Origin of the sequence: Catenuloplanes sp. NPDC051500 (assembly GCF_044454585.1) — a bacterium.
Classification (GTDB): Bacteria; Actinomycetota; Actinomycetes; order Mycobacteriales; family Micromonosporaceae; genus Catenuloplanes.
Window position 1 is genome coordinate 169,882 of record NZ_JBITDX010000011.1, and the last position, 23,241, is coordinate 193,122.

Annotated in this window: 25 protein-coding genes and 1 tRNA gene; 11 read left to right on the forward strand and 15 right to left on the reverse strand. The window is 71.1% G+C overall.

Going from position 1 to position 23,241, the window contains the following annotated elements; genetic code table 11:
- Positions 1 to 226: 226 nt before the first annotated feature.
- On the reverse strand, positions 227 to 2,011 hold the full coding sequence (locus ACIA8K_RS23230) for a BTAD domain-containing putative transcriptional regulator (protein WP_396062526.1): 1,785 nt from the start codon (positions 2,009 to 2,011) through the stop codon (positions 227 to 229).
- 239 nt (positions 2,012 to 2,250) lie between these two features.
- Here ACIA8K_RS23230 and ACIA8K_RS23235 point away from each other — a divergent pair, with 239 nt between their 5' ends.
- The 3 genes from ACIA8K_RS23235 (at position 2,251) to ACIA8K_RS23245 (ending at position 4,217) form a co-directional block, all read left to right on the forward strand.
- Positions 2,251 to 2,385, forward strand: a complete 135-nt coding sequence (locus ACIA8K_RS23235; RefSeq protein ID WP_396062528.1) for a hypothetical protein — start codon at positions 2,251 to 2,253, stop codon at positions 2,383 to 2,385.
- A gap of 81 nt (positions 2,386 to 2,466) precedes the next feature.
- A complete protein-coding gene (locus ACIA8K_RS23240; protein ID WP_396062530.1) occupies positions 2,467 to 3,762 on the forward strand; it encodes a YcaO-like family protein in 1,296 nt (431 codons plus the stop codon).
- Between the two features lie 140 nt (positions 3,763 to 3,902).
- The gene (locus ACIA8K_RS23245) at positions 3,903 to 4,217 is read left to right on the forward strand and encodes a hypothetical protein (protein WP_396062532.1); all 315 of its coding nucleotides are present in this window, start codon (positions 3,903 to 3,905) and stop codon (positions 4,215 to 4,217) included.
- A gap of 923 nt (positions 4,218 to 5,140) precedes the next feature.
- On the opposite strand, the gene ACIA8K_RS23250 is transcribed toward ACIA8K_RS23245, so the two are convergent.
- Positions 5,141 to 5,214: transfer RNA gene (locus ACIA8K_RS23250), tRNA-Pro, on the reverse strand.
- Positions 5,215 to 5,410: 196 nt separating this feature from the next.
- Here ACIA8K_RS23250 and ACIA8K_RS23255 point away from each other — a divergent pair.
- Positions 5,411 to 6,253, forward strand: a complete 843-nt coding sequence (locus tag ACIA8K_RS23255; protein WP_396062739.1) for an alpha/beta hydrolase — start codon at positions 5,411 to 5,413, stop codon at positions 6,251 to 6,253.
- A gap of 62 nt (positions 6,254 to 6,315) precedes the next feature.
- Here the strand turns inward: ACIA8K_RS23255 and ACIA8K_RS23260 are convergent, their stop codons facing one another.
- Both ACIA8K_RS23260 and ACIA8K_RS23265 read right to left on the reverse strand, forming a co-directional pair.
- Complete coding sequence (locus ACIA8K_RS23260; RefSeq protein ID WP_396062534.1) at positions 6,316 to 6,591, reverse strand: GlsB/YeaQ/YmgE family stress response membrane protein; 276 nt, start codon at positions 6,589 to 6,591, stop codon at positions 6,316 to 6,318.
- A gap of 568 nt (positions 6,592 to 7,159) precedes the next feature.
- Positions 7,160 to 7,777: a hemerythrin domain-containing protein gene (locus tag ACIA8K_RS23265; RefSeq protein ID WP_396062536.1), complete on the reverse strand. Its 618-nt coding sequence runs from the start codon at positions 7,775 to 7,777 to the stop codon at positions 7,160 to 7,162.
- A gap of 310 nt (positions 7,778 to 8,087) precedes the next feature.
- Between ACIA8K_RS23265 and ACIA8K_RS23270 the strand changes: the two genes are divergently transcribed.
- The gene (locus tag ACIA8K_RS23270) at positions 8,088 to 10,238 is read left to right on the forward strand and encodes a DUF4132 domain-containing protein (protein ID WP_396062538.1); all 2,151 of its coding nucleotides are present in this window, start codon (positions 8,088 to 8,090) and stop codon (positions 10,236 to 10,238) included.
- A gap of 15 nt (positions 10,239 to 10,253) precedes the next feature.
- Here the strand turns inward: ACIA8K_RS23270 and ACIA8K_RS23275 are convergent, their stop codons facing one another.
- From ACIA8K_RS23275 to ACIA8K_RS23285, 3 genes are all read right to left on the reverse strand, one after another.
- Positions 10,254 to 12,050 (reverse strand): flavin-containing monooxygenase, encoded by a 1,797-nt coding sequence (locus ACIA8K_RS23275; RefSeq protein ID WP_396062540.1) that lies wholly within the window; start codon positions 12,048 to 12,050, stop codon positions 10,254 to 10,256.
- A gap of 96 nt (positions 12,051 to 12,146) precedes the next feature.
- On the reverse strand, positions 12,147 to 13,517 hold the full coding sequence (locus ACIA8K_RS23280; RefSeq protein ID WP_396062542.1) for a family 43 glycosylhydrolase: 1,371 nt from the start codon (positions 13,515 to 13,517) through the stop codon (positions 12,147 to 12,149).
- A gap of 127 nt (positions 13,518 to 13,644) precedes the next feature.
- The gene (locus ACIA8K_RS23285; protein WP_396062544.1) at positions 13,645 to 14,481 is read right to left on the reverse strand and encodes a LysR family transcriptional regulator; all 837 of its coding nucleotides are present in this window, start codon (positions 14,479 to 14,481) and stop codon (positions 13,645 to 13,647) included.
- Positions 14,482 to 14,576: 95 nt separating this feature from the next.
- Between ACIA8K_RS23285 and ACIA8K_RS23290 the strand changes: the two genes are divergently transcribed.
- The gene (locus ACIA8K_RS23290; protein ID WP_396062546.1) at positions 14,577 to 15,305 is read left to right on the forward strand and encodes an SDR family oxidoreductase; all 729 of its coding nucleotides are present in this window, start codon (positions 14,577 to 14,579) and stop codon (positions 15,303 to 15,305) included.
- On the forward strand, positions 15,302 to 15,688 hold the full coding sequence (locus ACIA8K_RS23295) for a DUF2255 family protein (protein WP_396062548.1): 387 nt from the start codon (positions 15,302 to 15,304) through the stop codon (positions 15,686 to 15,688). Before ACIA8K_RS23290 ends, ACIA8K_RS23295 begins: the two co-directional genes overlap by 4 nt.
- Before the next feature lie 19 nt (positions 15,689 to 15,707).
- Here ACIA8K_RS23295 and ACIA8K_RS23300 read toward each other — a convergent pair whose 3' ends face one another.
- The 3 genes from ACIA8K_RS23300 to ACIA8K_RS23310 are packed head-to-tail and all read right to left on the reverse strand — an operon-like array spanning position 15,708 to position 16,638.
- Positions 15,708 to 16,049 (reverse strand): hypothetical protein, encoded by a 342-nt coding sequence (locus tag ACIA8K_RS23300; protein ID WP_396062550.1) that lies wholly within the window; start codon positions 16,047 to 16,049, stop codon positions 15,708 to 15,710.
- On the reverse strand, positions 16,050 to 16,202 hold the full coding sequence (locus tag ACIA8K_RS23305) for a hypothetical protein (protein ID WP_396062552.1): 153 nt from the start codon (positions 16,200 to 16,202) through the stop codon (positions 16,050 to 16,052).
- A 13-nt stretch (positions 16,203 to 16,215) separates the two neighbouring features.
- Entirely contained in the window at positions 16,216 to 16,638 is a 423-nt protein-coding gene (locus tag ACIA8K_RS23310) for a YybH family protein (protein WP_396062554.1), read from the reverse strand.
- 85 nt (positions 16,639 to 16,723) lie between these two features.
- On the opposite strand from ACIA8K_RS23310, the gene ACIA8K_RS23315 reads away from it, so the two are divergent.
- Positions 16,724 to 17,095 carry a YciI family protein gene (locus ACIA8K_RS23315; RefSeq protein ID WP_396062556.1) on the forward strand — a complete coding sequence of 124 codons (372 nt, stop codon included), beginning with the start codon at positions 16,724 to 16,726 and terminating at the stop codon, positions 17,093 to 17,095.
- Positions 17,083 to 18,276, forward strand: a complete 1,194-nt coding sequence (locus tag ACIA8K_RS23320; protein WP_396062558.1) for an RNA polymerase sigma factor — start codon at positions 17,083 to 17,085, stop codon at positions 18,274 to 18,276. The genes ACIA8K_RS23315 and ACIA8K_RS23320 overlap by 13 nt, the downstream gene beginning before the upstream one ends.
- On the opposite strand, the gene ACIA8K_RS23325 is transcribed toward ACIA8K_RS23320, so the two are convergent.
- On the reverse strand, positions 18,273 to 18,539 hold the full coding sequence (locus ACIA8K_RS23325; RefSeq protein WP_396062560.1) for a hypothetical protein: 267 nt from the start codon (positions 18,537 to 18,539) through the stop codon (positions 18,273 to 18,275). The two genes, ACIA8K_RS23320 and ACIA8K_RS23325, sit on opposite strands and share 4 nt — an antisense overlap.
- A 57-nt stretch (positions 18,540 to 18,596) precedes the next feature.
- Between ACIA8K_RS23325 and ACIA8K_RS23330 the strand changes: the two genes are divergently transcribed.
- The gene (locus ACIA8K_RS23330; RefSeq protein ID WP_396062562.1) at positions 18,597 to 19,400 is read left to right on the forward strand and encodes an SDR family NAD(P)-dependent oxidoreductase; all 804 of its coding nucleotides are present in this window, start codon (positions 18,597 to 18,599) and stop codon (positions 19,398 to 19,400) included.
- A gap of 92 nt (positions 19,401 to 19,492) precedes the next feature.
- On the opposite strand, the gene ACIA8K_RS23335 is transcribed toward ACIA8K_RS23330, so the two are convergent.
- From ACIA8K_RS23335 to ACIA8K_RS23345, 3 genes are all read right to left on the reverse strand, one after another.
- Positions 19,493 to 20,626 carry an RNA polymerase sigma factor gene (locus ACIA8K_RS23335; RefSeq protein ID WP_396062564.1) on the reverse strand — a complete coding sequence of 378 codons (1,134 nt, stop codon included), beginning with the start codon at positions 20,624 to 20,626 and terminating at the stop codon, positions 19,493 to 19,495.
- Between the two features lie 38 nt (positions 20,627 to 20,664).
- Positions 20,665 to 21,012 (reverse strand): YciI family protein, encoded by a 348-nt coding sequence (locus tag ACIA8K_RS23340; protein WP_396062566.1) that lies wholly within the window; start codon positions 21,010 to 21,012, stop codon positions 20,665 to 20,667.
- Positions 21,013 to 21,203: 191 nt separating this feature from the next.
- Positions 21,204 to 21,641, reverse strand: coding sequence for a winged helix-turn-helix transcriptional regulator (locus ACIA8K_RS23345; RefSeq protein WP_396062568.1), 438 nt, complete (start codon positions 21,639 to 21,641; stop codon positions 21,204 to 21,206).
- A gap of 116 nt (positions 21,642 to 21,757) precedes the next feature.
- Between ACIA8K_RS23345 and ACIA8K_RS23350 the strand changes: the two genes are divergently transcribed.
- Positions 21,758 to 22,624, forward strand: a complete 867-nt coding sequence (locus tag ACIA8K_RS23350; protein ID WP_396062570.1) for an aldo/keto reductase family oxidoreductase — start codon at positions 21,758 to 21,760, stop codon at positions 22,622 to 22,624.
- Here the strand turns inward: ACIA8K_RS23350 and ACIA8K_RS23355 are convergent.
- The gene (locus ACIA8K_RS23355) at positions 22,621 to 23,241 is read right to left on the reverse strand and encodes a BtrH N-terminal domain-containing protein (RefSeq protein WP_396062572.1); all 621 of its coding nucleotides are present in this window, start codon (positions 23,239 to 23,241) and stop codon (positions 22,621 to 22,623) included. The genes ACIA8K_RS23350 and ACIA8K_RS23355 overlap by 4 nt on opposite strands.

Genomic DNA, 23,241 nt, shown 5'->3' on the forward strand with positions numbered 1-23,241 from the left:
TTTCAGGTAGCGGCCCGGGCGCAGTCCACATCGGTCGGACACGCGGCCCGGGTGCGGTGAGGGCCGGTGAGGGCGTGAAGCAGCCCCGGCCCGCCAGCCCGACCAGCGAGGGCCACGCGCCGGGCCGCCTGCGGTACTGCCGCCCGTGGGCCCGATCCGCAGCCATCCTCCCAGCTCAGGGGGTCGCATTTCCGTGCTTTGCGGCAACCTCATCGCACGCGGCGATCTACCCCGCCGCCCCGGCGATGTCCTGGGCGAGTGCGAACGACCGCACGAGCGGATGAAGGTGGTAACGCCCGGCGGTGGCCGACTCGAGAAGCGCCAGGTCGACCAGCTCCTCGAGCAGGTCTTCACTGTCCGGCTCGGGCCGGCCCAGCATGCGCGCCGCGATCGGTAGCGCGACGTCCGGCAGATCGGTCACGGCCAGCAGGACCAGCGCCCGCTGCTGCTCCGGGGTGAGCTGCCGCCAGCTGGCCAGGAAGGTCGCGCTCACATCGAGATCACCGGCGCGCAGCGTGCCAAGCCGGCGCCCGCCGGTGAACCGGTCCCGGAGCATGCGGATCGACCAGCCCGGCCGGGCGGCCAGTCGTGCCGCCACGATGCGCACCGCAAGCGGCAGCAGTCCACAGGCCACCACGAGTTCCCGCGCCGTCTCGCGCTCGGCGGCCACCCGGTCGTGGCCGATCACCCGGCTCAGCAGTTCCATCGCCTCGGCCTCGTCGAACACCTCGAGATCGGCGTGTACGGCGCCGTTCAGGCCGGCCAGCCGGGACCGGGAGGTGACCAGGACACCGCAGGTCGCAGCACCGGGCAGCAGCGGGGTGATCTGTGCGAGGCTGTGCGCGTCGTCAAGCACCACGAGCAGCCGGCGGTCGTGCGTCGCCGAGCGGAACAGCGCCGACCTGTTGTTCAGGCAGTCCGGCACGGATTCCACGCCAAGGGCCACGAGGAAGCCGTCCAAAACGTCCTGCGGCGAGGCTGGGCTGGCGTCACCGCCCCGCAGTTCCGCGTACAGCTGGCCGTCCGGGTAGTGCGCGCCGAGCCGGTGAGCGACGTGCCGTACCAGCGTGGTCTTGCCGAGGCCGCCCATCCCGGCCACTGCCACGATCGGCAACGAGCCGCGGTCGGGCCGGCTCAGCACGTCGGTGATGAACCGGGCCACCGCCTCCCGGCCGGTGAAATCCGCCGTGGTGGCCGGGACCTGGGCCGGTCGCGTCGCCGGCTCCTCACTCCGCGGCGGCTCCTCGCTCCGTGCCGGCGGCCCGGCGGGCTCCTCGCTGGCCAGGACCCGGCGGTGGGCGTCGGCGAGTTCGGCGCCCGGTTCCAGCCCCAGCCGGTCCACGATCCTGCGGCGCGCAGCCGGGAACACCGCTGCGGCCTCCCCCGGCCGGCCGCTGGCGTGCAGCGCCCTGATCAACAGCACGGAAAGGCTCTCCCGCAGCGGGTTCTCATCGCTGAGAGCGCGCAACTCGGGTACGCACCAGGAGGCGCGGCCGAGGTCGATGTCCAACGCCAGTCGTGTTTCGAGCAGGTCCAGGTGCAGCTCGTTCAGCCTGCGACGATGCCGTTCCGCGAACGGGCCCGGCACCCCGGCCAGCGGCTCACCGTTGAAGAGGGCGAGCGCCTCGGCGAGCATCGCGCGGGCGGTCCCCGCGTCGCCGGCCCGGCGGGCACTGCGGGCCAGCGCCTCGGCATGCCGCACATCGACGGCCTCCTCCGGCACCTCCAGGCGGTAGCCGTCACCGACTGTGGTCAGGAGCCGGGGCTCGGCGGCGTCGTTCTCGAGCACCCTGCGCCAGCGCCACGCGTACGTGCGAAGGCTTTTCGTCGCCGTGACCGGCGGATCGTCGCCCCACAGCGCTTCGGTCAGGACGGCCGCGCTCGCCCCCTGGCCCGGCCGCAGGAGAAGAACTGCGAGCATGGCCTGTTGCTGCGGGCTTCCCATGTCGAGATCGACGGATCCCCGGCGGCCGCGCACGGCGCCGAGCAGGCGGAAACGAAGAGAGTCCATGTCAACCGCGGACAATCGTGGCGGCGGCGCGCGGATCCACCCTCATGTCGCCATTCTGGCAAATCGGAGCGTCCGGTGGACCCCTCCGCCCGGAAATCGGGCCGCTCGTCGTCCGTCCACAAAGAACCCTGATTCGGGTACGAGCGAGGCCTGGCTGCGGATATATCGACACATGCATCCGGCGTCTATCGACGTGCCCGAAACTCGGATCAAGGCCCGCTCGACGATGGAGGAAGCACATGGGACTGCACGACGCGATCTACCGGGCACAGAAGGACAAGCCTGAACTCGCCGAGACCGAGCAGCGGATCCTCGACGAGCTGACCGAGCGTGACCAGGACTCGGAGACGGCGACGGCCGAGTCCGACGCCTGAGTCGACGTCACGGGGCCGGGCGGTTCATCCGCCCGGCCCACCGGTCCCGAAGTGTCGGTGCGTACGGTCGGAGGTGTCATGATGTCGAGCACGGAACGTGCGGCCGACACGATGGTCCAGCACGGTGAGCGGGCGTTGAGCCTGCCCGAGGCCCACCTGCGGGGCCTGGCCGCGGCAGCCGAACTCGATCTCCGGGTGGACTGCACGGCGGTGCTCGACGGCGACCCCGCAGTGTGGACGGCGACGTTGTGGCGCGGCGACGACCCGGTGCCCAGCGGCCTCGGTCTCGGCAAGGGAGACTCGGCGGCGGCACAGGTCGGCGCGATCTTCGAGGCGCTTGAGCACCACCTGAGCGGGCTGCAGGGCCTCGCGGGCGGCGGGATGACGCTGCGCCCCGCCGGTGAGATCTCCCGCGACCCGGCACTCGGGCGGGACGTCGCACTCGGCCTGCTCGGGGAACTGCCCGACAAGCCGATGGGGTGCCTTCCCTTCCGGCCGGTGACAGGCGGCGCAGAGGTCGACGTGCCCCTGTTCCTGTCCATGCCGGACTACCTCGACGAGGCGGCCGATCCGCTACGGGAGAGTCTGGGTGACCACTACGACTACACAGGCGTCAGCCGCTACTCCTGCAACAACGGCTGGGCGGCGGGCACCGACCCGGTCGAGGCCGCGGTCCACGCGCTCAACGAGACCATCGAGCGGGATGCACTCTCCCTCCTGCTGATCGATCAGTTCCTGGGGCGGCGAAGGTCCCCGCTCGTCCTGATCGAGGCGAGCACGTTGCCGGACGACCTCGCGGCCCTGGTGTCGGCGGCGGAGACCATCATCGGCCGGCGCCTGTACCTGATCGACATGACAAGCGACCTCGGCGTACCGGCCGTGCTCGCCTACCTCCCCACGCCGGACGGCGCACCGGCCCGGATCCGCGGCTGCGGCGCCTCGCTCTCCCGCCACTATGCGATCGCCCGTGCGGTGAGCGAGCTGGTCCAGGTCCACCTGGCGTCCTCGCTCGGGCACCTCCACTCCGCGTTCGCCGCCATGACGCCCGCCCGGCACGACTGGACGACGCCCTATCCCGCGCTGCACGCCTGCTACCGAAGCGACTTCAGCACCCGGCTCGCCGGCGCGACCTCGGTGCCGTACCGGGACACGGACGTGCCCGGCACCGCCGCCGGCCACTACGACGCGCTCATCGACGTCCTCACCCGGCGCGGCCTCACGCCGTTGCAGCGCGACCACTACGTCACCGCCGACCTGGCCGTGGTCAACATTTTCGTACCCGGCCTGGAGAGGTTCATGCTCGTCACCGACGGGCAGGTGGTGGTGCCGGGCGAGCGCGGAATGACGGTCAAGAACAGCGGAACACCCACACCCTGAAAGCCTTTGACGTCTGCCGGTACGACGCCGGCCGGCGATCGGCTCAGTCGTCGAGTCAACGCGTCGCCAACGCTCGTCCAACGCCCCGCTGGCAAGGTCATCCGCGGAGATCACCGGGAAGACGGCAGAGCGGGGGAACGATGCGGCCACGCCTGAAGGACGCGCTCCACGAGCGGGACGGCGCGGACCTGCGACTGGTCTACGACAGGCGCTTCCAGCTGCTGATCAACGACCCGGACGGTGCCGTCGAACGGCTGGTGACGCTGCTGGCCGAGGGCGGCCGGACGGTCGAGGAGCTGGCCGCGGCGCTGTCCGTGCCGGAGTCCGACGTGACCGCCGCGCTCGGCGCGCTTGATCGGCACGGGATGCTCGAGGACGGTGACCGGCTCGGCCGGTACGGGCCCGACGCGTCCGAGCGGCACCACAGCAAACCTCGCGCCCGCCGCCGCCCGTGAACACCGGCACGACCTCCAAGCCGCCACCGGGCTGGAGTGGGTCACCCCGCACATCTTCCGCAAGACCGTCGGTACCGTCGTAGACCGCGAATCCGACACCAAGACCGCCGCAGCGCAGCTCGGTCACGCCCACGAATCCACCACTTCCACCTTCTACATCGCGAAACCCGCCCAGGCACCCGGTGTGTCACAGGTCCTCGAACAACTCGGCCCCAGCGCACCAGAACTCGACCGGGCTTCGCCGCAGCGCTCCCGCGGAATGTCCCACCGAAGCGCACAAAGCCATCCGCCGGTGGAATCTCGCGGGTGAGTAAGTAGGAACCGCCGGCCATCCAGTCGTCCGGCCCACCTCCCGCCCGTACCGACAGGTGCTCTTTGTGTCGCCTTCTCCACCGCCGAACCAGTCCGGAAGCTGGCCGAGATGCCCCGGTGAACAGTCCCCTGGTCAGGGTGCCGAGCACCCGTTCGACGGCCCCGAGCAGCGGCGTGACGGCCGGGACTTCGCCGCTTTTCGCGTCGATGGCAATCTGGCGAGCACCACGCCGCTGCTCGTTGAACCGGGACAGTGAGCACAGCGCGTAGGACGTCCTAGGATGCTACGTTAGGGCTCCTCAGGGGGCACATCACGATGCGGTCTCGGCCTGCGTCCACAGAGACTCCGACGCCATGGCGACGTATTCCGCAACAGAACGCGTGCAGGGTCCGCGCCGACCATCAGCGCCCTCTGACGAGGCACAGCGGCGCCTCAACAGAACGCCACGTCAGTGAAGGATTTAGATGCATGGCGGATCACACCGCCTGCCGCACTCCACCCCTGCGAGATCGTTTAGCTCAAAACGCGGGGTAAACGGGGGCGGGCCGAATTCCATCGACAAATGGAAAAGTCCCGAACTGGGTTTCCCCAGTTCAGAGCCTTGATCAAGTCGGGACGGCCGGATTCGAACCGACGACCCCCTGACCCCCAGTCAGGTGCGCTACCAAGCTGCGCTACGTCCCGCCCACCGCTGGGATCACTCCCGCGGCAGTGAACACAGCCTAGCGCAGCCGTCTCACCCCCCAAAACACACCCCCACCCCCACTCCAGCTATGACCCCAACAGGATTACCCACGGGTAGCTCTACGGGCCACGATGACCACGACCCACTCCCGTCCTTCGATATAAGGAGCTCGCCGTGGCCCTCAAGCACCGGCGCCTGACCATCGCCGCCGTCCTGGCGACTGCAGTGTCCCTCGCGGTCCCGGGGCAGGCCCTGGCTGCGAACCCCTACGAGCGCGGGCCCGCACCGACGACTGCCAGCATCGAGGCCTCCACCGGCCCGTTCGCCACGGCTTCGGTGTCGGTGTCCCGCTCAAGCGTCTCCGGCTTCGGCGGGGGGACGATCTACTATCCGACCAGCACCGCGTCGGGCACGTTCGGCGCGGTGGCCATCTCGCCGGGGTTCACGGCAAGCCAGTCGGCGGTGTCCTGGCTGGGGCCACGGCTCGCGTCGCAGGGCTTCGTGATCATCACGATCGACACGCTGTCGACGCTCGACCAGCCGGCGAGCCGGGGGACGCAGCTGCTTGCGGCGCTGGACTATCTCACCAAAACCAGCTCCGTGCGTACCCGGATCGATGCTTCTCGTCTTGGGGTGATGGGGCATTCGATGGGGGGCGGCGGCAGCCTGTCGGCGTCGGTCGCCCGGCCGTCGTTGCAGGCCGCGGTGCCGCTGACGCCGTGGCACGGCACGAAGAGCTGGTCCTCGGACCGAGTGCCTACGCTGATCATCGGGGCGGAGAGCGACACCGTGGCACCTGTCGCGTCGCACTCGGAGCCGTTCTACACAAGCCTGCCGTCGACGCTCGACAAGGCGTATCTGGAGCTTAACAACGCCTCGCACTCGGCGCCGACCTCGTCGAACGTGACTGTGGCGAAGTACAGCATCTCGTGGCTCAAGCGGTTCATCGACAATGACACCCGCTACGAACAGTTCCTGTGCCCGGCGCCGTCCGGCTCGGCGATCCAGGAGTACCGGGACACCTGCCCGCATTCCTGACGCACACAGAACGGCGCCTCCCGCAGCATCGCGGGAGGCGCCGTTCAGTATTGGATTACGCGTCAGACGCGGTGACCGCGACGGCCACCGACACCGGCGACGATCGCGACACCGATAGCGGCGAAGGCGACCTGGAAGATGAGCTCCCACCAGTCGAAGCCGTTGGTGTCCGCAACGCCGATGGCCCGGGCGAGCGCGGTGCCGAGCAGGGCGGCGACAACGCCGATGACGAGGGTCAGCCACAGCGGGATGTTCTGCTTGCCGGGCACGACGAGACGGCCCAGCGCACCGATGATGAGACCGACGATCAGTGCGACGACGATACCGGTGACGGTCACGATAGTTCTCCTTTGACCAGCATCTGGCCCCGGGGCGACTCGGGGGGTCGAGTCGCGCTTCCATATCCGGCGACCGGTCGAGCCGGTCGAAATCATCAATGCCCGGCTCCACCGATTTTCAATCCACCTCTCCTACTTCGTTTAGGTGATCGAGCCAACACACCCACAAGACCATGATCAAAATTCATAAAAGATCCTAAATCCGGATATACCCCGACGCGCCGGGGTCACCTGCCGCGTGCTCCCGCGGGCCACACCTCACGTCGTGGCCCGGTCCAGAGCAAAAAGCGCCGTGGCCGATCCAGAGCGGCAGGCGCGGATGAGTGAGCGTCGCGGCAGGTCCAGCACGGCGGGCGCAGATCAGTGAGCGTCCCGGCAGGCCCAGCACGGCAGACGCAGATCAGTGAGCGTCCCGGCAGGCCCAAGCACGGCAGACGCAGATCAGTGAGCGTCTGGGCGATCAGCGGGTGTTATAGGCGGTCCAGAGCGAAGGGCGCGCATCAGCGCCTGGCGCTTCAGCGGATCAATGAGCGCGACGTGACCCGGCCCAGATCGAAAAGCCCGCGGATCAGTGCATGCCGAGGCGGGCGATCGGCTCGATGAGTTCGTGCTCCTCGTAGGCCAGATGGGACAGCAGGGTGTCGCTGAGCAGATCGACAGCCGCTCCCAACTCCGCGATGCTGCCCGGGTCCCCCACATAGGCGACAAGCGCCCGGTCCACATCCTCAAGCACGCCGTGGATGACGTGATGCTCCTGCTGGAGCCGGTCGATCACCGGACTCAGCCGCGGATCGCTGCGCCGCAGGTGCGGAAACACCGAGGCGTCCTCGATGCCGTGGTGCATCGTGACCATGCGGCAGTAGTTCGCGCAGTAGGTGGTCAGCGCCGGATTCGTCTGCCGCAGCGCCATCGCGTTGATCTCCGCCCGTGCCTCGCCCACGTCTGTGGCACCGGTGGTGACCGCCGCGACGAGCCGGTGGATCCGAGCCAGGTCGGCCCGCAGGTGATCATGGATGTCGACCAGATGTTGCGCGTCGGCCTGCTCCCAGCGCGTATACGTGCGCTCCGGATCCCTGGCCGGCCCGGTCGGCCGGCTGCCCTCGTCGAGCGCCCGCCGGCTGCTGCGCCGGGTCCCGTCATCGGCGGTGGCGACGACGGCGAAGCGGCTGTTGCTGCCGGTCGGCATGGCGGGTGCCTTCTCTCTACGGGGGCGGCGGCAACCAGCCTAAGGGATCATGAAAAGCGCGAAAACCTCGCCGGACTCGCCCAGCGACCGGCCACCCGCCCGATCCGCACGAAACCGTCCCGGAACGGCCGGCCACCCCGCCACGACCACTAAACCGTCCCGGAAAGGGCCGGCCCCGCGCCGCCACGAACGGGAAGGGCCAGCCCCGCGCCCCAACGAACAGAAAGGGCCAGCCCCGCGCCCCAACGAACGGGAAGGGCAGGCCCCGCGCAGCGACGAAACTGTCGGTGGGGGCGGCTACGGTCCCCGCATGCCATCCGACCGCCCGGCGGCCGAACACGCGCAAACCAACGCCGAAACCGCACCGGCCGCCCGCCGCACCTTGCCGGAGCTTGTCGTGCCGGACCCGCCCCGGCCGAGGACGGTCCGTGTCACCGGCCTGGTCTGTGGCGATCCGGACGCGGAGGCGTGGGCGGACGGGGAACGGGCCCGATGGCGCGCGCTGGCCCCGGACTCGCTCGACGTGGACTCCTTCGCCGGGTGGAATCCGCCGCACGGCGCCCGGACCGAGCGTGAGCAGGCGGTCGTCGCCCGGTTCGGCCTCGAGGTGCTGCCCTCCGCGCTCCGGCTCGCCGCCCGCGACCCGGACAGCATGGGCGTGCTGCTGCTGTCCTTCCACGGGCCGGTTGTCGCGGGTACGGTGGCCGGCTGGCTCACCCACGCCGGCTCGGCACGCCGCTGGGCCCGGCTGTGGCTGGACCGGCACCCCGAGACGGCCGCCCGCGCGCTGCTCCCGGTCGCGCTCGGACTTGCCGGCCCACCCCGCGACCAGGCCCGGCGGGCGCTCCGCACGCTCGACCGCCTCGGCCACCGCGACACCGTCGGCACGATCGCCGCCGGCTACGGCCCGGACGCGGCTGACGCCGTACCCTCGCTGCTGTGTGATGTGGTGAATGCTCGGCGCCGGCCCGCGCTGATCCCGTGGGTGTTCCCGGAGGCGCTCCCACAGGTCCGGCTGTGCGCGGACGGCACGCCGCTGCCGGTCGAGGACGTGCGCACGCTGCTGGCCGCGCTTGAGTACACCCGGTTTGCCGGCCCTTCCGAGCCCGCGCCCGGCGACTACGACCCGTGCACCGGGCGCGCCACGCCGGCCGACTCCGCCACCGCGCCGCAGCCGCCGCTCGCGGACACCCCCGGCAGCCCGGTGATCGAGGCGGCCCGGCGGATCTGCGACGGGCACGACCTCGCGCTCTTCGGTGAGGCGCTTCTCGACCTGTGGGTCGCGGACGGGATGCCGCCGCAGGAGCTGTGGGCGCTGCTCGCGCAGGCGCACCTGGCCGACGCGGACACGATCGCCCGGCTCGGCGCCGCGATCCGCTCCTGGCCGGGCGGTAAGCGGCACGTGCGCGCGGGTGACGGCATCGCGGTGCTTGGGGTGCTGGCCGGACGCGAGTGGGGACCTGACGCGCGGGCCGCGCTGTGGGAGCTGCACCGGCTCACCGGCCTGCGCGCCGCGATTGTCCGCGACCGGGTGCCGGTCTGTCTCGCGCAGGCGGCCGCCGCGCACGGGCTGACCGCCGCCCAGGTTCCGCATCGCACGGGCCCGGTCGACCTGGGGCTCGGCGCGGACGGCCGGCTGACGCTCGACTACGGCCCCCGGCAGGTCACGGTCGGTGTCGACGAGCGGCCGGAGGCGTACGTGATCGGCGCGCGCTCGCTGCCCCGGATCACGAAGCACGACGATCCGGCGGCGGTCGCGACGGCCCGCGCCCGCTGGAACCGGCTGCGCAGAGATCTGCGTGCGGAGACCGTCCGGTACGCCACGCACCTGGAGAACGCGCTTGTCACAGGCGGCCGCTGGCCCGCTGCCGAGCTGGGCCACCTGGTCCGGCACCCGCTGCTCGGCCCGCTGTCCCGCCGTCTCCTCTGGGCCGAGCACCACCGGGACCGGACCCGCATGCTGCGCGTCTGCGAGGACGGCAGCCTCTCGGACCTCGACGAGCGCACTGTCACGCTGCGCCCGGACGCGCTGATCGGCCTGGCCCACCCGGCCGAGATCGGCGCGGATCTGGCCCGCTGGAGTGAGTTGTTCACCGACTACCAGATCCTGCAGCCGTTTCCGCAGCTCGGCCGCGACCGTTTCCCGCTCACCGCCGCTGAGCGGGACGCGACCGTGCTGGCCCATGTCATCGGCCGCCAGGTCGATCCGGCCCGGACGCGCCCCTTCGGCCGGCGCGGCTGGCGCGAGGAGATCGATCTGCCGTCCGGCATCCGCCGTTTCCTCCGTGACCTCCCCGGCGATCTGGCCTTCGTCGTGGAGATGTCGGCCGGCCGGATCACCGACGCCTACCTGGACGAGCGCGGCACCGTCCACTGGCGGCGTGACCACCACCTGCCGCTGCGCACGCTCGCTCCGGCCGCGCTGGAGGAGGTCGTCCGCGACCTGACGGTGCCGGTCTGACCGCCAGGGAGAGTGTCAGCCGTTCGCAAGCACCTCGTCCGGGCCGCCCTCGGCGCGCCACCGGCGCAGCAGGTCGTGGAAGACTGTCGGGCCGGGGCCGAAGGACTGGTTGACCGGGCGCGGCTTGCCTTCGCCGTTGTAGTAGCCGGGCGTGCACTCGGCCCGGAACGTGTAGTTCTCCGGTGCGGTCTCCCGGATCGTGTCCACCCAGCGCTGCTCGGCCTCGGCGGTCGGCTCGATCCGGCGGGCGTCGCGGCGGCGGGCCTCCGCGACCACGGCGCCGATGTGGGTGGCCTGCTCCTGGAGCACGTGTACGAAGTTGACCGAGGCGGCGTTCTGCAGCGAGCCGAGGTGGAACAGGTTCGGGAAGCCGTGGCTGTAGACGCCGTGCAGGGTACGCGGGCCGCTGCCCCAGTGGTCGAGCAGCGTCGTCCCGCCGCGGCCGTACACCGGGAGCGTGCCGGAGATGACGCCGGAGACGCCGACCTCGAAGCCGGTCGCGAAGATGACGCAGTCGACCTCGTACTCCTGCTCGCCGACGACGACGCCGGTCTCGGTCATCCTGGTGATGCCGCCGGTGTCCGCGGTGTCGACGAGCGTGACGTTCGGCCTGTTGAACGTGGGCAGGTAGACGTCGCTGAAGCCGGGCCGCTTGCACATGTAGCGGTACCAGGGCTTGAGCAGTTCCGCGGTGGCCGGGTCCTCGACGACCTGGTCGACCCGGGCGCGGATCTCGTCCATCTTCCGGAAGTCCGCGAGGTCGTCGAGGTACTCGCGCTCCTCGGCGGAGATCGTCGGGTCGAGCGTGCCGGTGAGCATGTTCCGCTGCAGCCGGGCGGTGCTTGTCCAGCCGTCGTCGATCAGGTCCTCGTCCGCGTGGTCGCCTGTGACGATTGTCAGGAAGTTCTCCATCCGCTCGCGCTGCCAGCCCGGCTTCAGCGTCTCGGCCCAGGCCGGGTCGATCGGCCGGTTGTCGCGGACGTCGACAGTCGACGGGGTGCGCTGGAAGACGTACAGGTGCTGCGCGGCGCCGCCGACCTCCGGGATGACCTGGATGCCTGACGCGCCGGTGCCGACCACGCCTACCTTCTTGTCGGCGAGCCGGCCCAGGTCCTCGCCGGTGTAGCCGTAGTCCCAGCGGCTGGTGTGGAACGTGTGCCCCCGGAACGTCTCGATGCCGGGGATGCCTGGCAGCTTCGGCTGGCTGAGCGTGCCGCTGGAGATCACCACATAGCGGGTACGGAACGCGTCGCCGCGGTCCGTGGTGACCTGCCACTCCGCGGCGTCGTCGTCCCAGCGCAGCTCCGTCACCCGGGTGTGGAACAGCGCGTCCGCGTAGAGGTCGAACTGCTTGGCGATCGCGACCGCGTGCTGCCGGATCTCCTCGCCCGGCGCGTACCGCCACTTCGGGACGTAGCCGACCTCCTCGAGCAGAGGCATGTACACGGTGGACTCGACGTCGCAATGCACGCCCGGGTAACGGTTCCAGTACCAGGTGCCGCCGAAGTCACCGGCCTCGTCGATCGTCCTGATGGTGCGCAGACCGGCCTGCCGCAGTCGTGCGCCGGCGAGCAGCCCGCCGAACCCGCCGCCGATCACCACCGCTTCTACCACGTCCGTGGCAGGCGCCCGCTCGGCCCGCTCGGTGTACGGGTCCGTGGCGAAGTGGCCGAACTCGCCGGCCGCCCGCCGGTACTGGCCGGTGCCCTCCGGGCGGATCCGGCGGTCGCGCTCCAGCCGGTACTTCGCACGCAGCGCCTCGACCTCTTCTGGCCGGTAGCGGTGCGGCTGTCCGGGAATGCTGGGGGACATGCTGTGCCTCTTCGCCGTGATAGGTCCGGTACGGGCAGCGATTCTAGATCAATCGCTCGACTTAGGTATGACGCGGGCACCGACCACTGTGGAACGTTACGCGACGTCGATCGCGTCGATCTCGGCGAAGTTCGTGCCCTTCCCGTACGAGATCGTGTTGTCCCCCGCCCGGAGCGTCACGACCCGCTCGCTGACCTGCCAGTTGTCCCAGCCGGTCACCGGGTAGTCCACGGTGCCGGCCGCGATGCCGTTGACGGACAGCGAGTGACTCGCCACGCCCGCGTCGGACCCGTTGGCGTAGCGCGTGTACAGCCGGTAGCTGCCGGCCCGGGGGACGTAGACGGTGAACGTGACACGGCTGTCGTCGAAGTCGATCCCGCCGACGACCGCGCCGTTGCTGGCACCACCGCCCGCGTACCGGGCGTTGGCACGTGTGAAGTCGGCGCCCTCGGCCTCGTACCGCACCTTCGCGCCGTCCACGATCGGGCGGCCGCCCTGCCAGTCCAGCCGCTGCGAGTACACGGCCCGGTAGCTGAAGTCCGGGTTCCAGCCGTGGAAGATGATCCGGTCCTTGCCGTCCGGCCCGGTCACGATGTCCTGGCCGCCGGGGCCGCGCACCGAGCCGGCGAACGCGTCAGTGGTCATCAACGGCGACGGCGCCTTCGTGTACGGCCCGCCCAGGCGCGTCGACGTCGCGTAGCTGCTCACGTAGCTGCCGTTGCCGAAGAAGTTCGCCGAGTAGAACAGCACGTAGGTGTCGCCGTGCTTCCAGAGCGTCGGCGCCTCGACAAGGATGCCCTCGAACGGCTTGCTCTGCTTGATCAGCTCGGTCTCCGCGCCGGTGCGGCGCAGCCCGTCCGCGGTGACCTGCTGGAGGTGCAGCCAGGTGTCCTGCGCGCAGCAGTTGCCGTCGTTCTTCCAGAGGAGGTACCGGCGGCCGTTCTCCGCGTACGACGACGCGTCGATCACTCCGCCGGTCTCCGGCGTACACACGAGGGTGGTGGCCTGGGGTGTGAACGGCCCGCCGGGTGTGGTCGCGGTGGCCGCGCCGATGCACTGCTTACCTGAGGCGCGGTCGTGCGCGGTGTACCACATGACGAAGCGTCCCGGCCCTGCCTGGAACACCTCCGGCGCCCAGACGCCGTGGTCGCCGGTACCGCCGGGCGGGAACGACCAGGTGGGGTCGGCCCAGGCGCCGAGCACCGGGAGCGCGTCGCTCGCCTGCACGGACCAGGTGACCAGGTCGGTGGAGGTCGCCCATGTGATGTTCCGGCCGTCGCTGTTGGTGGCGTAGGCGTAGTAGGTGCGGCCGACCTTCATCACGTCCGGGTCGGCGAAGTTCTGATCGATGACCGGGCCGGAGGCCACCGCGGCCGAGGGCGTGGCGGTAGCGGTGAGCAGGCCGGCGGCCACGATCACCGAGGCGGAGACGGCGGTGGCCAGGCGCAGGAGACGGTGCTGGATCATGGACTCTCCGCAGTGGTCGGTGGGGGGTACATCTTGACCGCCTGCCCCGCCCCCCTGTCAAGAGATCTCTATCGATCAGCCGGGATACCGCCCCGCCAGGCCCACACCAAGATCGTCGCGCAGCTGATCAGAGCGCGGCGGCGACCCGGACCAGGTCGGCGAGGGCGCGGGAGCGGCTGTGCGGTGGCCAGGCGATGATCGAGGTCACCGGCGGTGCGTCCAGGACCGGGACGGCGGCGATGCCCTCGCGCAGGTGGGCGCGGATGGAGTCGGGCATGACGACGGACGTGCGGCCGAGCGCGATCAGCTGGAGCAGCTGCGTCTGGTTGTGCATCTCGGGGCCGCGGCCCTCGGGGTAGGCGCCGGCCGGGCCGGGCCAGCGGGGCTGCGGCAGGTCGGGCAGGAACGCCACCTCGGCCATCCGCACGTGCGGGCGGCCGGCGAGCGGGTGCGTGCTGGGCAGGAGCGCGACCTGACCCTCGGTCCGCAGGATCTCGATGTCCAGCCCTTCGGCCGAGTCCCAGGGCTGGTGCAGCAGCGCCACGTCGGCGCGGCCCGCGTGCAGGTGCCGCTGGGGTTGGGTCTCGCACAGCAGAAGCTCGACGGGTACGGCGCCGGGCTCGGCCGCGTAGGCGTCCAGCAGCTTGGTGAGCAGCTCATCCGAGGTGGCGGTCTTCGTGGCGAGGACCAGCGTGGGTGAGGCGGTCGCGGCCTGCCGGGCACGTCGTTCGGCCGCCGCGAGCGCCCCCAGGACCACGCGCCCCTCCTCCAGCAGCACCGCGCCGGCCGCGGTCAGGCTGACCCGGCGGCTGGTGCGCTCCAGCAACGCGACCCCGAGCCGATGTTCGAGCTGGCTGATCGTGCGGGACAGCGGCGGCTGGGCGATGCCGAGTCGCCGGGCCGCCCGCCCGAAGTGCAGCTCCTCCGCGACCGCGACGAAATACTGCAGCTCCCGCGTCTCCACCGTCCGAGCCTATCGCCCGATCAATATCAGCCGGGTATCGATCCGCGACCCGGACAGTGTTGGTCCACCGCCGTCCCCCGGACACGATCGGCGCTATGAGTGACACGATGGTTGCGCTGGTCACCGGCGCGAACAAGGGAATCGGATACGAGATCGCGGCCGGGCTCGGCGCGCACGGCTACCGGGTCGGCGTCGGCGCCCGGGACGCACAGCGGCGGGAGGACGCGGTGGCGAAGCTGCGCGCGGCAGGCGTCGACGCGTTCGGCGTGCCGCTTGACGTGACCTCCGACGCGAGCGTGACGGCCGCCGCCGCGCTTGTCGAGGAGCGGGAAGGCCGGCTGGACGTGCTTGTCAACAACGCCGGCATCCTCGGCGACACGTGGCCGGACGCGCCGACCGGCGTCACGCCGGCGGTGCTGCGGAGGGTCGTCGAGACGAACGTGATCGGCGTCGTGCGGGTCACCAACGCGATGCTGCCGCTGCTGCGGCGCGCACCCGCCCCGCGGATCGTCAACCAGTCCAGCCACGTCGGCTCGCTCGGCCTGCGGACCACGCCGGGCGTCGACCTCGGCGGCGCCAGCGGTGCCTACGCGCCGTCGAAGACGTTCCTCAACGCGGTCACGATCGCCTTCGCGGCCGAACTGAGCGACACCAACATCAAGATCAACCTCGCCTGCCCGGGGTACGTCGCCACCGACTTCAACGCGTTCGCCGGGACCAGCACCGCCACCGAGGGCGCCGAGATCGCGATCCGCCTGGCCACGCTCCCGGACGACGGCCCGACCGGCGGCATGTTCGACGCCGCCGGGACGGTGCCCTGGTGACGGCGGCCTGGGGCGCCGATGCCCTGCGGCTTCTCGGTGACGCCGACGAGCTGATGATCGCCGCCCGCCGCCCGGACGGGAGTTTGCGACGCTGGGTGCCGATCTGGGTGGTGTGCGCCGGAGACCAGGTCTACGTGCGGACCTGGTACCGGCGGGACACCGGCTGGTTCGGCCACGTGCTCGCGTCCGGCCGGGCGGCCGTGCGAGTGCCGGGGCTGGAGGCCGACGTTGTGGTCCACGACGTCGGCGCCGACGCCGGACGCGCGGAGGTCGATGCCGCTTACAGGCGCAAATATGCTCGTTACGGCCCCGGGGCGGTCGGGCAGATGGTGGCGGACGCAGCCGCGGCGACCACCGTGCGGCTCAGCCCGGAGCCAGGCTGAGCCAGCACGCCGCACCGGCTCAGCTCGCACCGACGCCGAGGCGGTGCACCGCCTCCGCGACGGCCATCCGCCCGGCGGCCTCGTTGTGGTGCTCGTTGGAGTCGACCGGGTGCACGAGCATCCGCCGCAGCACGATCCGGATCGGTGGCGACCCGGCCGCGACCCATCCGGCATGCACCCCACGCCGGACCGCCGCCAGGCACCACTCGATCAGCTCGTCGTCGGGCCACGTCCAGCGGTCGCCCGGAGCACGCCCGTCGACGAACTCGAAGCCTGCGGCCACCTCCGCATCCACGACGATCTTCGCGATCCCGCCGCAGCTGGTCTGGTTGCCGGACCGCACGCTGATATCCCGCACCACCTACGGCCTCCGGGCCCGGGTCAGGGATCGGTGGGCGTGGCACCCCTCGGCCCTGATCAGCCGGCCGAGGTCGCGCGGGCCGGAGTCGTACCCGCTGATGGTGAAGTCCTTGATCTGCCAGGGCACGGCGGGGAGCGGGCAGACGAGCGACATCACCCGATCGTAGTCACGGCGTCAGGCCGATCGCGGCGCGGAACGAGCCGTCCATCTCGAACGGCACCGACTCGTGCTCGTGCGTCACCAGCCAGCGTCCGTCGATGCGGCGCAGCCCGAGCGAGACGCGGAACCACATGCTGAAGCCCTCGGCGGCACCGCGCGGCACCGCGCTCAGGCGGTCGATGCTTGTCGCGAACGCCACGTCCCCGTCCGTGGTGATCTCCAACTGGGTGACCTCGCGGCGTGGTGGCGCCTCGAACGTGGCGATCCAGGCCTCCAGCGGCGCCGGGTCGCGGCCGTCGCCAGCCTGCCGCAACGGCGGGGCGAGCGTGAAATCGACGTAGGTGGGCGCGTAATGCGCCATGACCTCCTTCGCGTCGCCGGTCTCCAGCAGCGCGGCCTTGCCCTCGATGACGTCCCGGATCTCGTCCATGACTGAACCTGCCTTTCTCTCGCCCATGATGTCGAGGCCGGGCCGCCCGGTTTCGACATCATGGGCAGGAGCGAAGGAGGAAATCATGAAGTACCTGATCCTGATCCAGTCGAACCCGCAGTCGCTGGCTGTCTGGGAGACGCTTACCGATCAGCAGCGCAACGATTTCGGCCTCGGCCACCTGCGGCTCAGCGCGCAGATGCGTGAGGCGGGCGTGCTTGTGGCGAGCGAAGGGCTCGGCGATCCGGCGCTGGCCACCCAGGTGTCCGTGCGCGACGGCGAGACGATCACCTCCGACGGCCCGTACGCGGAGGTCAAGGAGCATCTGGCCGGCTTCTACCTGATCGACGTCGCGGACCTCGACGAGGCGGTGCGCTGGGCCGCGAAGGCGCCGGACGCGTCGTACACCCGGGTAGAGGTCCGCCCAATTCTCGACATGAGCACATGGGAGCTGTGACAGGCCTCCAGGACCTGCTGCGCGCGTACGCGCCGCAGGTCCTGGCCGCTGTGGTGCGCCGCTACGGCGACTTCGAGGCGTGTGAGGACGCGGTGCAGGAGGCGCTGATCGCGGCCGCCGCGCAGTGGCCGGAGACCGGCGTCCCGGAGCAGCCGCGCAACTGGCTGATCACCGTCGCCGGCCGCCGCCGGGTGGAGCTGCTGCGGAACGAGACGGCCCGCCGCCGCCGTGAGGAGGCGGCCCGGCACGATCCCACGCCTGAGGTACGCGGCGACGACGAGCTGGCGTTGCTGCTGCTCTGCTGCCACCCAGCGCTGAGCGTGCCGGCGCAGGTCACGCTCACGCTTCGCGCGGTCGGCGGTCTCACCACCGCGGAGATCGCCCGGGCGCTGCTCCTTCCGGAGGCGACTGTGGGCCAGCGGATCAGCCGGGCCAAGCAGCGCATCCGGGAGAGCGGCGCCCGGTTCGAGACGCCTGCCACGGATCTCGCCGCGGTCCGCCACGTGCTCTATCTGATCTTCAACGAGGGGTACACGGCAAGCTCCGGCGAGGCGCTGAACCGGGTGGAGCTGACCCGGGAGGCGATCCGGCTGACCCGGCAGCTGCACCGGCGCCTGCCGGACGACGGCGAGGTGGCCGGGCTGCTCGCGCTGATGCTGCTCACCGACGCGCGGCGGGTGGCACGCACCGGGCCGGACGGCGGGCTGGTCCCGTTCGCCGAGCAGGACCGGGCCCGCTGGGACGCCTCCGCCGTCGCGGAGGGGATCGCGATCATCACCCGCGCGCTCGAACACACGCCCATCGGCCCGTTCCAGCTGCAGGCCGCGATCGCGGCGGTGCACGACGAGGCGGCGCGCGCCGAGGACACCGACTGGCGGCAGATCCTCGCGCTCTACGGCATGCTTCACGCGCTCGCCCCGAGCCCGATGGTCACGCTGAACCGGATCGTGGCGCGGGCCATGGTCGACGGGGCGGAGGCCGGGCTCGACGCGCTTGACGAGGTCGCCGCGGATCCGGTGCTGGCCCGGCATCATCGGACCGCGGCGGTGCGGGCCCACCTGCTTGAGCGCACCGGCGACCGGGCCGGGGCGAGCGCGCAGTACCGGCTGGCGGCCCGACTGACGCTCAGCCTCCCGGAGCAGCGTTACCTGGAGTCGCGCGCCGCGCGGGTGGCTTCCTAGGCGTGCGCCGGGACCACCGCCGGATCCTGTTCCGCCGACTCGGCAACGGCGTTCCGGGCCGGCCCGCGCACCCCGCTCAGCAGGCACAGCACCAGCCCGACCGCGACCCACACCGCCGACGACGCCGTCCCCTCCCCCGCTGACGCCGTCGCCCTGGTCGTCAACGGCGTCGTCGCCATCGCCACCGACCGCCTCGGCCCGGGGCGCCGCGCCGCCCGGCTCTGCTGCCCTCGCCGCCCGGACAGGTCATGCGGGAGCGGCATGACGGGCTGTGAAACAGGTCTTGGACGGCCGCTTCGGGGCGCTGTTGAGTGGTGCTCGTGACTATCGACTACCGCTCACAGACAGTTCTGCTCACCGGTGCCAGTGCCGGGATCGGGGCCGCGTTCGCCACCGCGCTGGCGTCGCGCGGCGCCAACCTGGTGCTCGTCGCCCGACGCGCCGACCAGCTGACCGCGATTGCGGACGAGCTGCACCGCACGCACGGGGTAAGGGTCGACACGATCCCGTTCGACCTCGCGGACCCGGCGGCCGGTGCCGCGCTTCACCGGATCGTCACCGAGCGGGGCATCGCGATCACCAGCGTGATCAACAATGAGGCGGTCGGCACGTTCGCGTTGTTCGCGGACGCGGACGCGGGCCGCCTCGCCACCGAGATCGCCGTGGACGTGGCGGCGCCGGTACAGGTCACTGCCGCGTTCCTGCCGGACCTGCTGCGCGCCGGGAACGGGTTCATCCTCAACGTCGCGGGCGCCTCCGCCTATGTTCCCTCGCCCCGGATGGCGGTCTACAGCGCGGCGAAGGCGTTCGTGCTGAGCTTCACCGAGTCGCTCTGGGCGGAGTTGCGCGGCAGCGGCCTCACCGTCTTCGCGGTCAGCCCGGGCGCCACCAGAACAGAATTCACCACCGGCATGGGTACGGGCGCCCGCGTGCTGATCTCCGGGAAGACCCGCGCGGCCGACGACGTCGTGGCCACCGCGCTTGCCCATCTGGAACGCCGGAACCCGGGTCCGAGCGTCGTCGACGGGCGCATCAACCGGCTGACCGTGATGATGAGCCGGTTCGCGACCCGGCGGCAGAGCGCCGCGCTGATGGCGCGCGTCCTGGACCCGGCCCGGCTGTAGGTGATCCGTCAGCCCGCGAGTTCCGTCAGCCCGCGAGTTCGGTCAGCCGGCGAGCTCGGCAACCGGCGAGCTCGGTCAGCCGGCGAGTTCCGTCAGCCGGCGAGTTCCGTCAGCCGGCGTTCGAGGAAGCGTCGTTCAGGGCCGTCGTCGGTGAGGTCCCGCGCGCGGCGGTAGGCGGTGAGCGCCTCGTCCGTGCGCCCGAGCCGGCGCAGCAGTTCGGCCCGGGTGGAGTGCAGGTAGCGGAAGTCGTGCAGGCCGAGTCCGTCGACGATGCGCAGGCCTGCCGCCGGCCCGTCGGTCTCGGCGACGGCGATGGCGCGGTTCAGCTCCACGACCGGCGAGGCGGTCAGGCGGGACAGCTCGCCGTAGAGCGCGGCGATCTGCGCCCAGTCGCACGGCGCCTCCGCGTGCAGGGAGGCGATCGCGCCCTGCACGACGTAGGGCCCGCGGCCGCCGAGCGCTATCGCCCGGTCCAGTTCGGCACGGCCCTGAGCGATCTGCGCGGCGTCCCACCGGGCCGGGTCCTGGTCTTCGAGCAGCACCAGGTCACCGCCGTCGAACCGGGTCCCGCGGCGGGAGTCGTGCAGGAGCATGATGGCCAGCAGGCCGCGGACCTCGGGCTCGCGGGGCAGCAGCTCGGTCAGCGCACGTCCCAGCCAGATCGCCTCGGCCGCGAGTTCGTCGCGACCGCCGTACCCCTCATTGAAGATCAAATACACCACTGTGAGTACGGCGTCGAGCCGCTCCTGGAGCAGATGGCCAGGTGGAATCCGAAACGGGATCCCCGCCGCCTTGATCTTGCGTTTGGCCCGGACCAGCCGCTGCGCCATGGTCCGCTCCGGAACGAGCAGTGCCCGAGCGATCTCGTCAGTCGTCAATCCCCCGAGGGTACGCAGGGTGAGCGCGACCTGCGCCTCGATGGCGAGCGCCGGGTGACAGCAGGTGAAGATCAACTCCAGGCGCTCGTCCGGGAACCGGGCCACCTCGACCTCCTCAGGCACGACGACGGGCAGTTGCGCGGCGAGCAGCCCGAGCCTGGCCGTCAACCCCTGATCGCGGCGGAGGCGGTCCACGGCACGGTTACGCGCCGTGCGGATCAGCCAGGCACGTGGGTTGTCCGGCACCCCGTCCCGCGGCCAGCGTCCGGCGGCGATTGCGAACGCCTCCTGCGCGGCGTCCTCGGCGAGGTCGAAGTCGCCGAGGACGCCGACGAGGGTGGCAAGCACGCGCCCCCACTCGTCGCGGAAGACCCCGCCGGCCTCCGTTACCAATACACTTCCGACGGCCGGATCTCGACGGCCCCGCCGTATCGGGCCGCGGGCACGCGCGCCGCCACCTCGATGGCCGCGTCGAGGTCGTCGGCCTCGAGGATGAACGCGCCGCCGACCGCCTCCTTCATCCCGACGAACGGCCCGTCCGTGGTCAGCGTCCTGCCGCCCTCGACCCGTACGGTGGTCGCGTTCTCGGCCGCGCCAAGCGGCGGCATCGGCGTGACCCCGGGCGTCTCGTTCAGCGCCCGGTAGTCGGCGTAGACCTGCTTCTGCTCCTCAGGCGGGAGCGCGGCCTGCCGTTCGAGCGCCGGGCCCTGAAAAATGAGCATGACGTACTTCATCACTGCCTCCTCGTCGTCCAGATTCGCAGTAAGACGAGCGGCAACCCCTGATTTCGACAGCACGACCAAGAAATGTCGGTCCGTAGCGGTTTTGGATCGTGCGACCACGGACCCGGCAGGGAGGAGCCCCTGGGCGACGACCGGTGTCGCCGGGAGGCCTCGGGTGGTGATGCGCGATTAAATCGGCATATTTAGATTTTGTCGTAGATTTCGCGGTTGGTGAGCACGTCGTCCATGTGGTTCTGCGCCCAGGCCTTGAGGCCGCGGATCGTCTGATGCAGGGAGATGCCGAGGTCGGTGAGCGCGTAGGTGACGGTGACCGGGACGGTCGGCGCGGCGGTGCGGGTGATCAGGCCGTCGCGTTCGAGCGAGCGCAGCGTCTGGGTGAGCATCTTCTGGCTGACGCCGGCCAGCAGGCGGGACAGCTCGGAGTAGCGCATCGCGCGGGGTTCGCCGGAGCAGTCGCCGCCGAAGCGGTCGGCGCCGTCGCTGCCGAGCGCGGACAGCACCAGGATGACCCATTTGTCCGAGAGCCGATCGAGCAGTTTGCGGCTCGGGCACTGCGCCAGGAACGCGTCGTACTCCGCCTTGGCCTGGGCCTTCTTCTGTGCCGCGGTCATCGTCGCCATGCGCTGCTCCTCGTGCCCGGGTGCCTAACGCACCTGGAAGTGCCTACTTCCCGCCAGGAAGTTACCCCACGATAGTGAAGCGGAACATCCGTCAGCACAGATCATGAGGTAAGAGCATGGCCACGACGTCACTTCCCGGCGGCACCTGGACGCTTGGCGACCTGACCGTCACCCGGTTCGGCTACGGCGCCATGCAGCTGGCCGGGCCGTGGGTGATGGGGCCGCCGGCCGATCACGAGGGCGCGCTCGCCGTGCTCCGTGAGGCGGTCGCGCTCGGCATCACGCACATCGACACCGCGGACGCGTACGGCCCGCGCGTCACGAACGAACTGATCAAGGAGGCGCTGCACCCGTATCAGGCGTCGCTTCACATCGCGACAAAGGTCGGCGCGACCCGGGACGCGCAGGGCGGCTGGCCGCCGGCCCGGGACCCGGAGAGCCTGCGCCGGGCTGTGCACGAGAACCTGGAGACGCTCGGGCTGGACACGCTCGACCTGGTCAACCTGCGGCTCGGCAACTCGGAGGGCCCGGTGGCCGAGTCTGTCGAGACCGCCTTCGAGATGCTCGCCGACCTGCAGAAACAGGGGCTGATCCGGCACCTCGGGGTGAGCAACGCGACTGCGGAGCAGGTCCGTGAGGCACAGGCGATCGCGCCGATCGTGTGCGTGCAGAACATGTACAACCTCGCGTACCGGGCCGACGACGAGCTGATCGACTCGCTGGCCGCGCAGGGCGTCGCCTACGTGCCGTTCTTCCCGCTCGGCGGGTTCAGCCCGCTGCAGTCGTCCGCGCTGTCCGCGGTGGCGGAGCGGCTCGGGGCCACGCCGATGTCCGTGGCGCTCGCCTGGCTGTTGCAGCGGTCGCCGAACATCCTGCTGATCCCGGGCACGTCGTCGGTGGCGCACCTGCGGGAGAACGTTGCGGGCGCCGGGCTCGCGCTGTCGGCCGACGATCTCGCGGCGCTGGACGAGATCGGGCGTTAGAGCGCGGCCAGGGTCTGCATCGCAGCGCGTTCGAGGGCGGCGAGCTGCGTCAACGTTGCTGAGGCCCGGGTCAGGTGGATGTGGTCGCCGGTCTCGCCAGCAGTGGTGAGGTGGCCGGCGACCTCGGTCCACAGTGGCGCGATCTCGGCGTACCGCCGCCCGCCCTCGCGAAGGTTGTCGTCGCCGACGAGCGTGGCGCACTCGGTGAGGAAGTCGCGGTACAGGGCGCGGAACAGCGAGCCGCCGGTGCCACCGCGTTCCATCAGCGAGGCGGCAAGCGGCAGTTGCAGGCCCGCCGGGCGCCCGGCGGCAAGCGCCTCGGTCACGTTCTGCCAGGCCTTCCGCGGCGACGCAGTCTCCCGCACGTCGAGCGTCAACCCCAGACGAGCCGCCACGGTACGGGTGATCGTCGCCGGCTTCGTCCGCCCGCCCAGGAACGGGAAGTCAAGGTTCTTCGCGTCCCAGTAGACGAAGCCGAGCCCTTCACCGAGCCCGAACAGCATCGACTCGGACAGATCGAGCCCTTCATGCCGCAGCAGCGCCCCGAGCGTGGTCGTCTCACAGTGCTGCCCGCCCGGAAACGCCACCTCCTCGAGGATGATCCGTCCGGAGGTCAT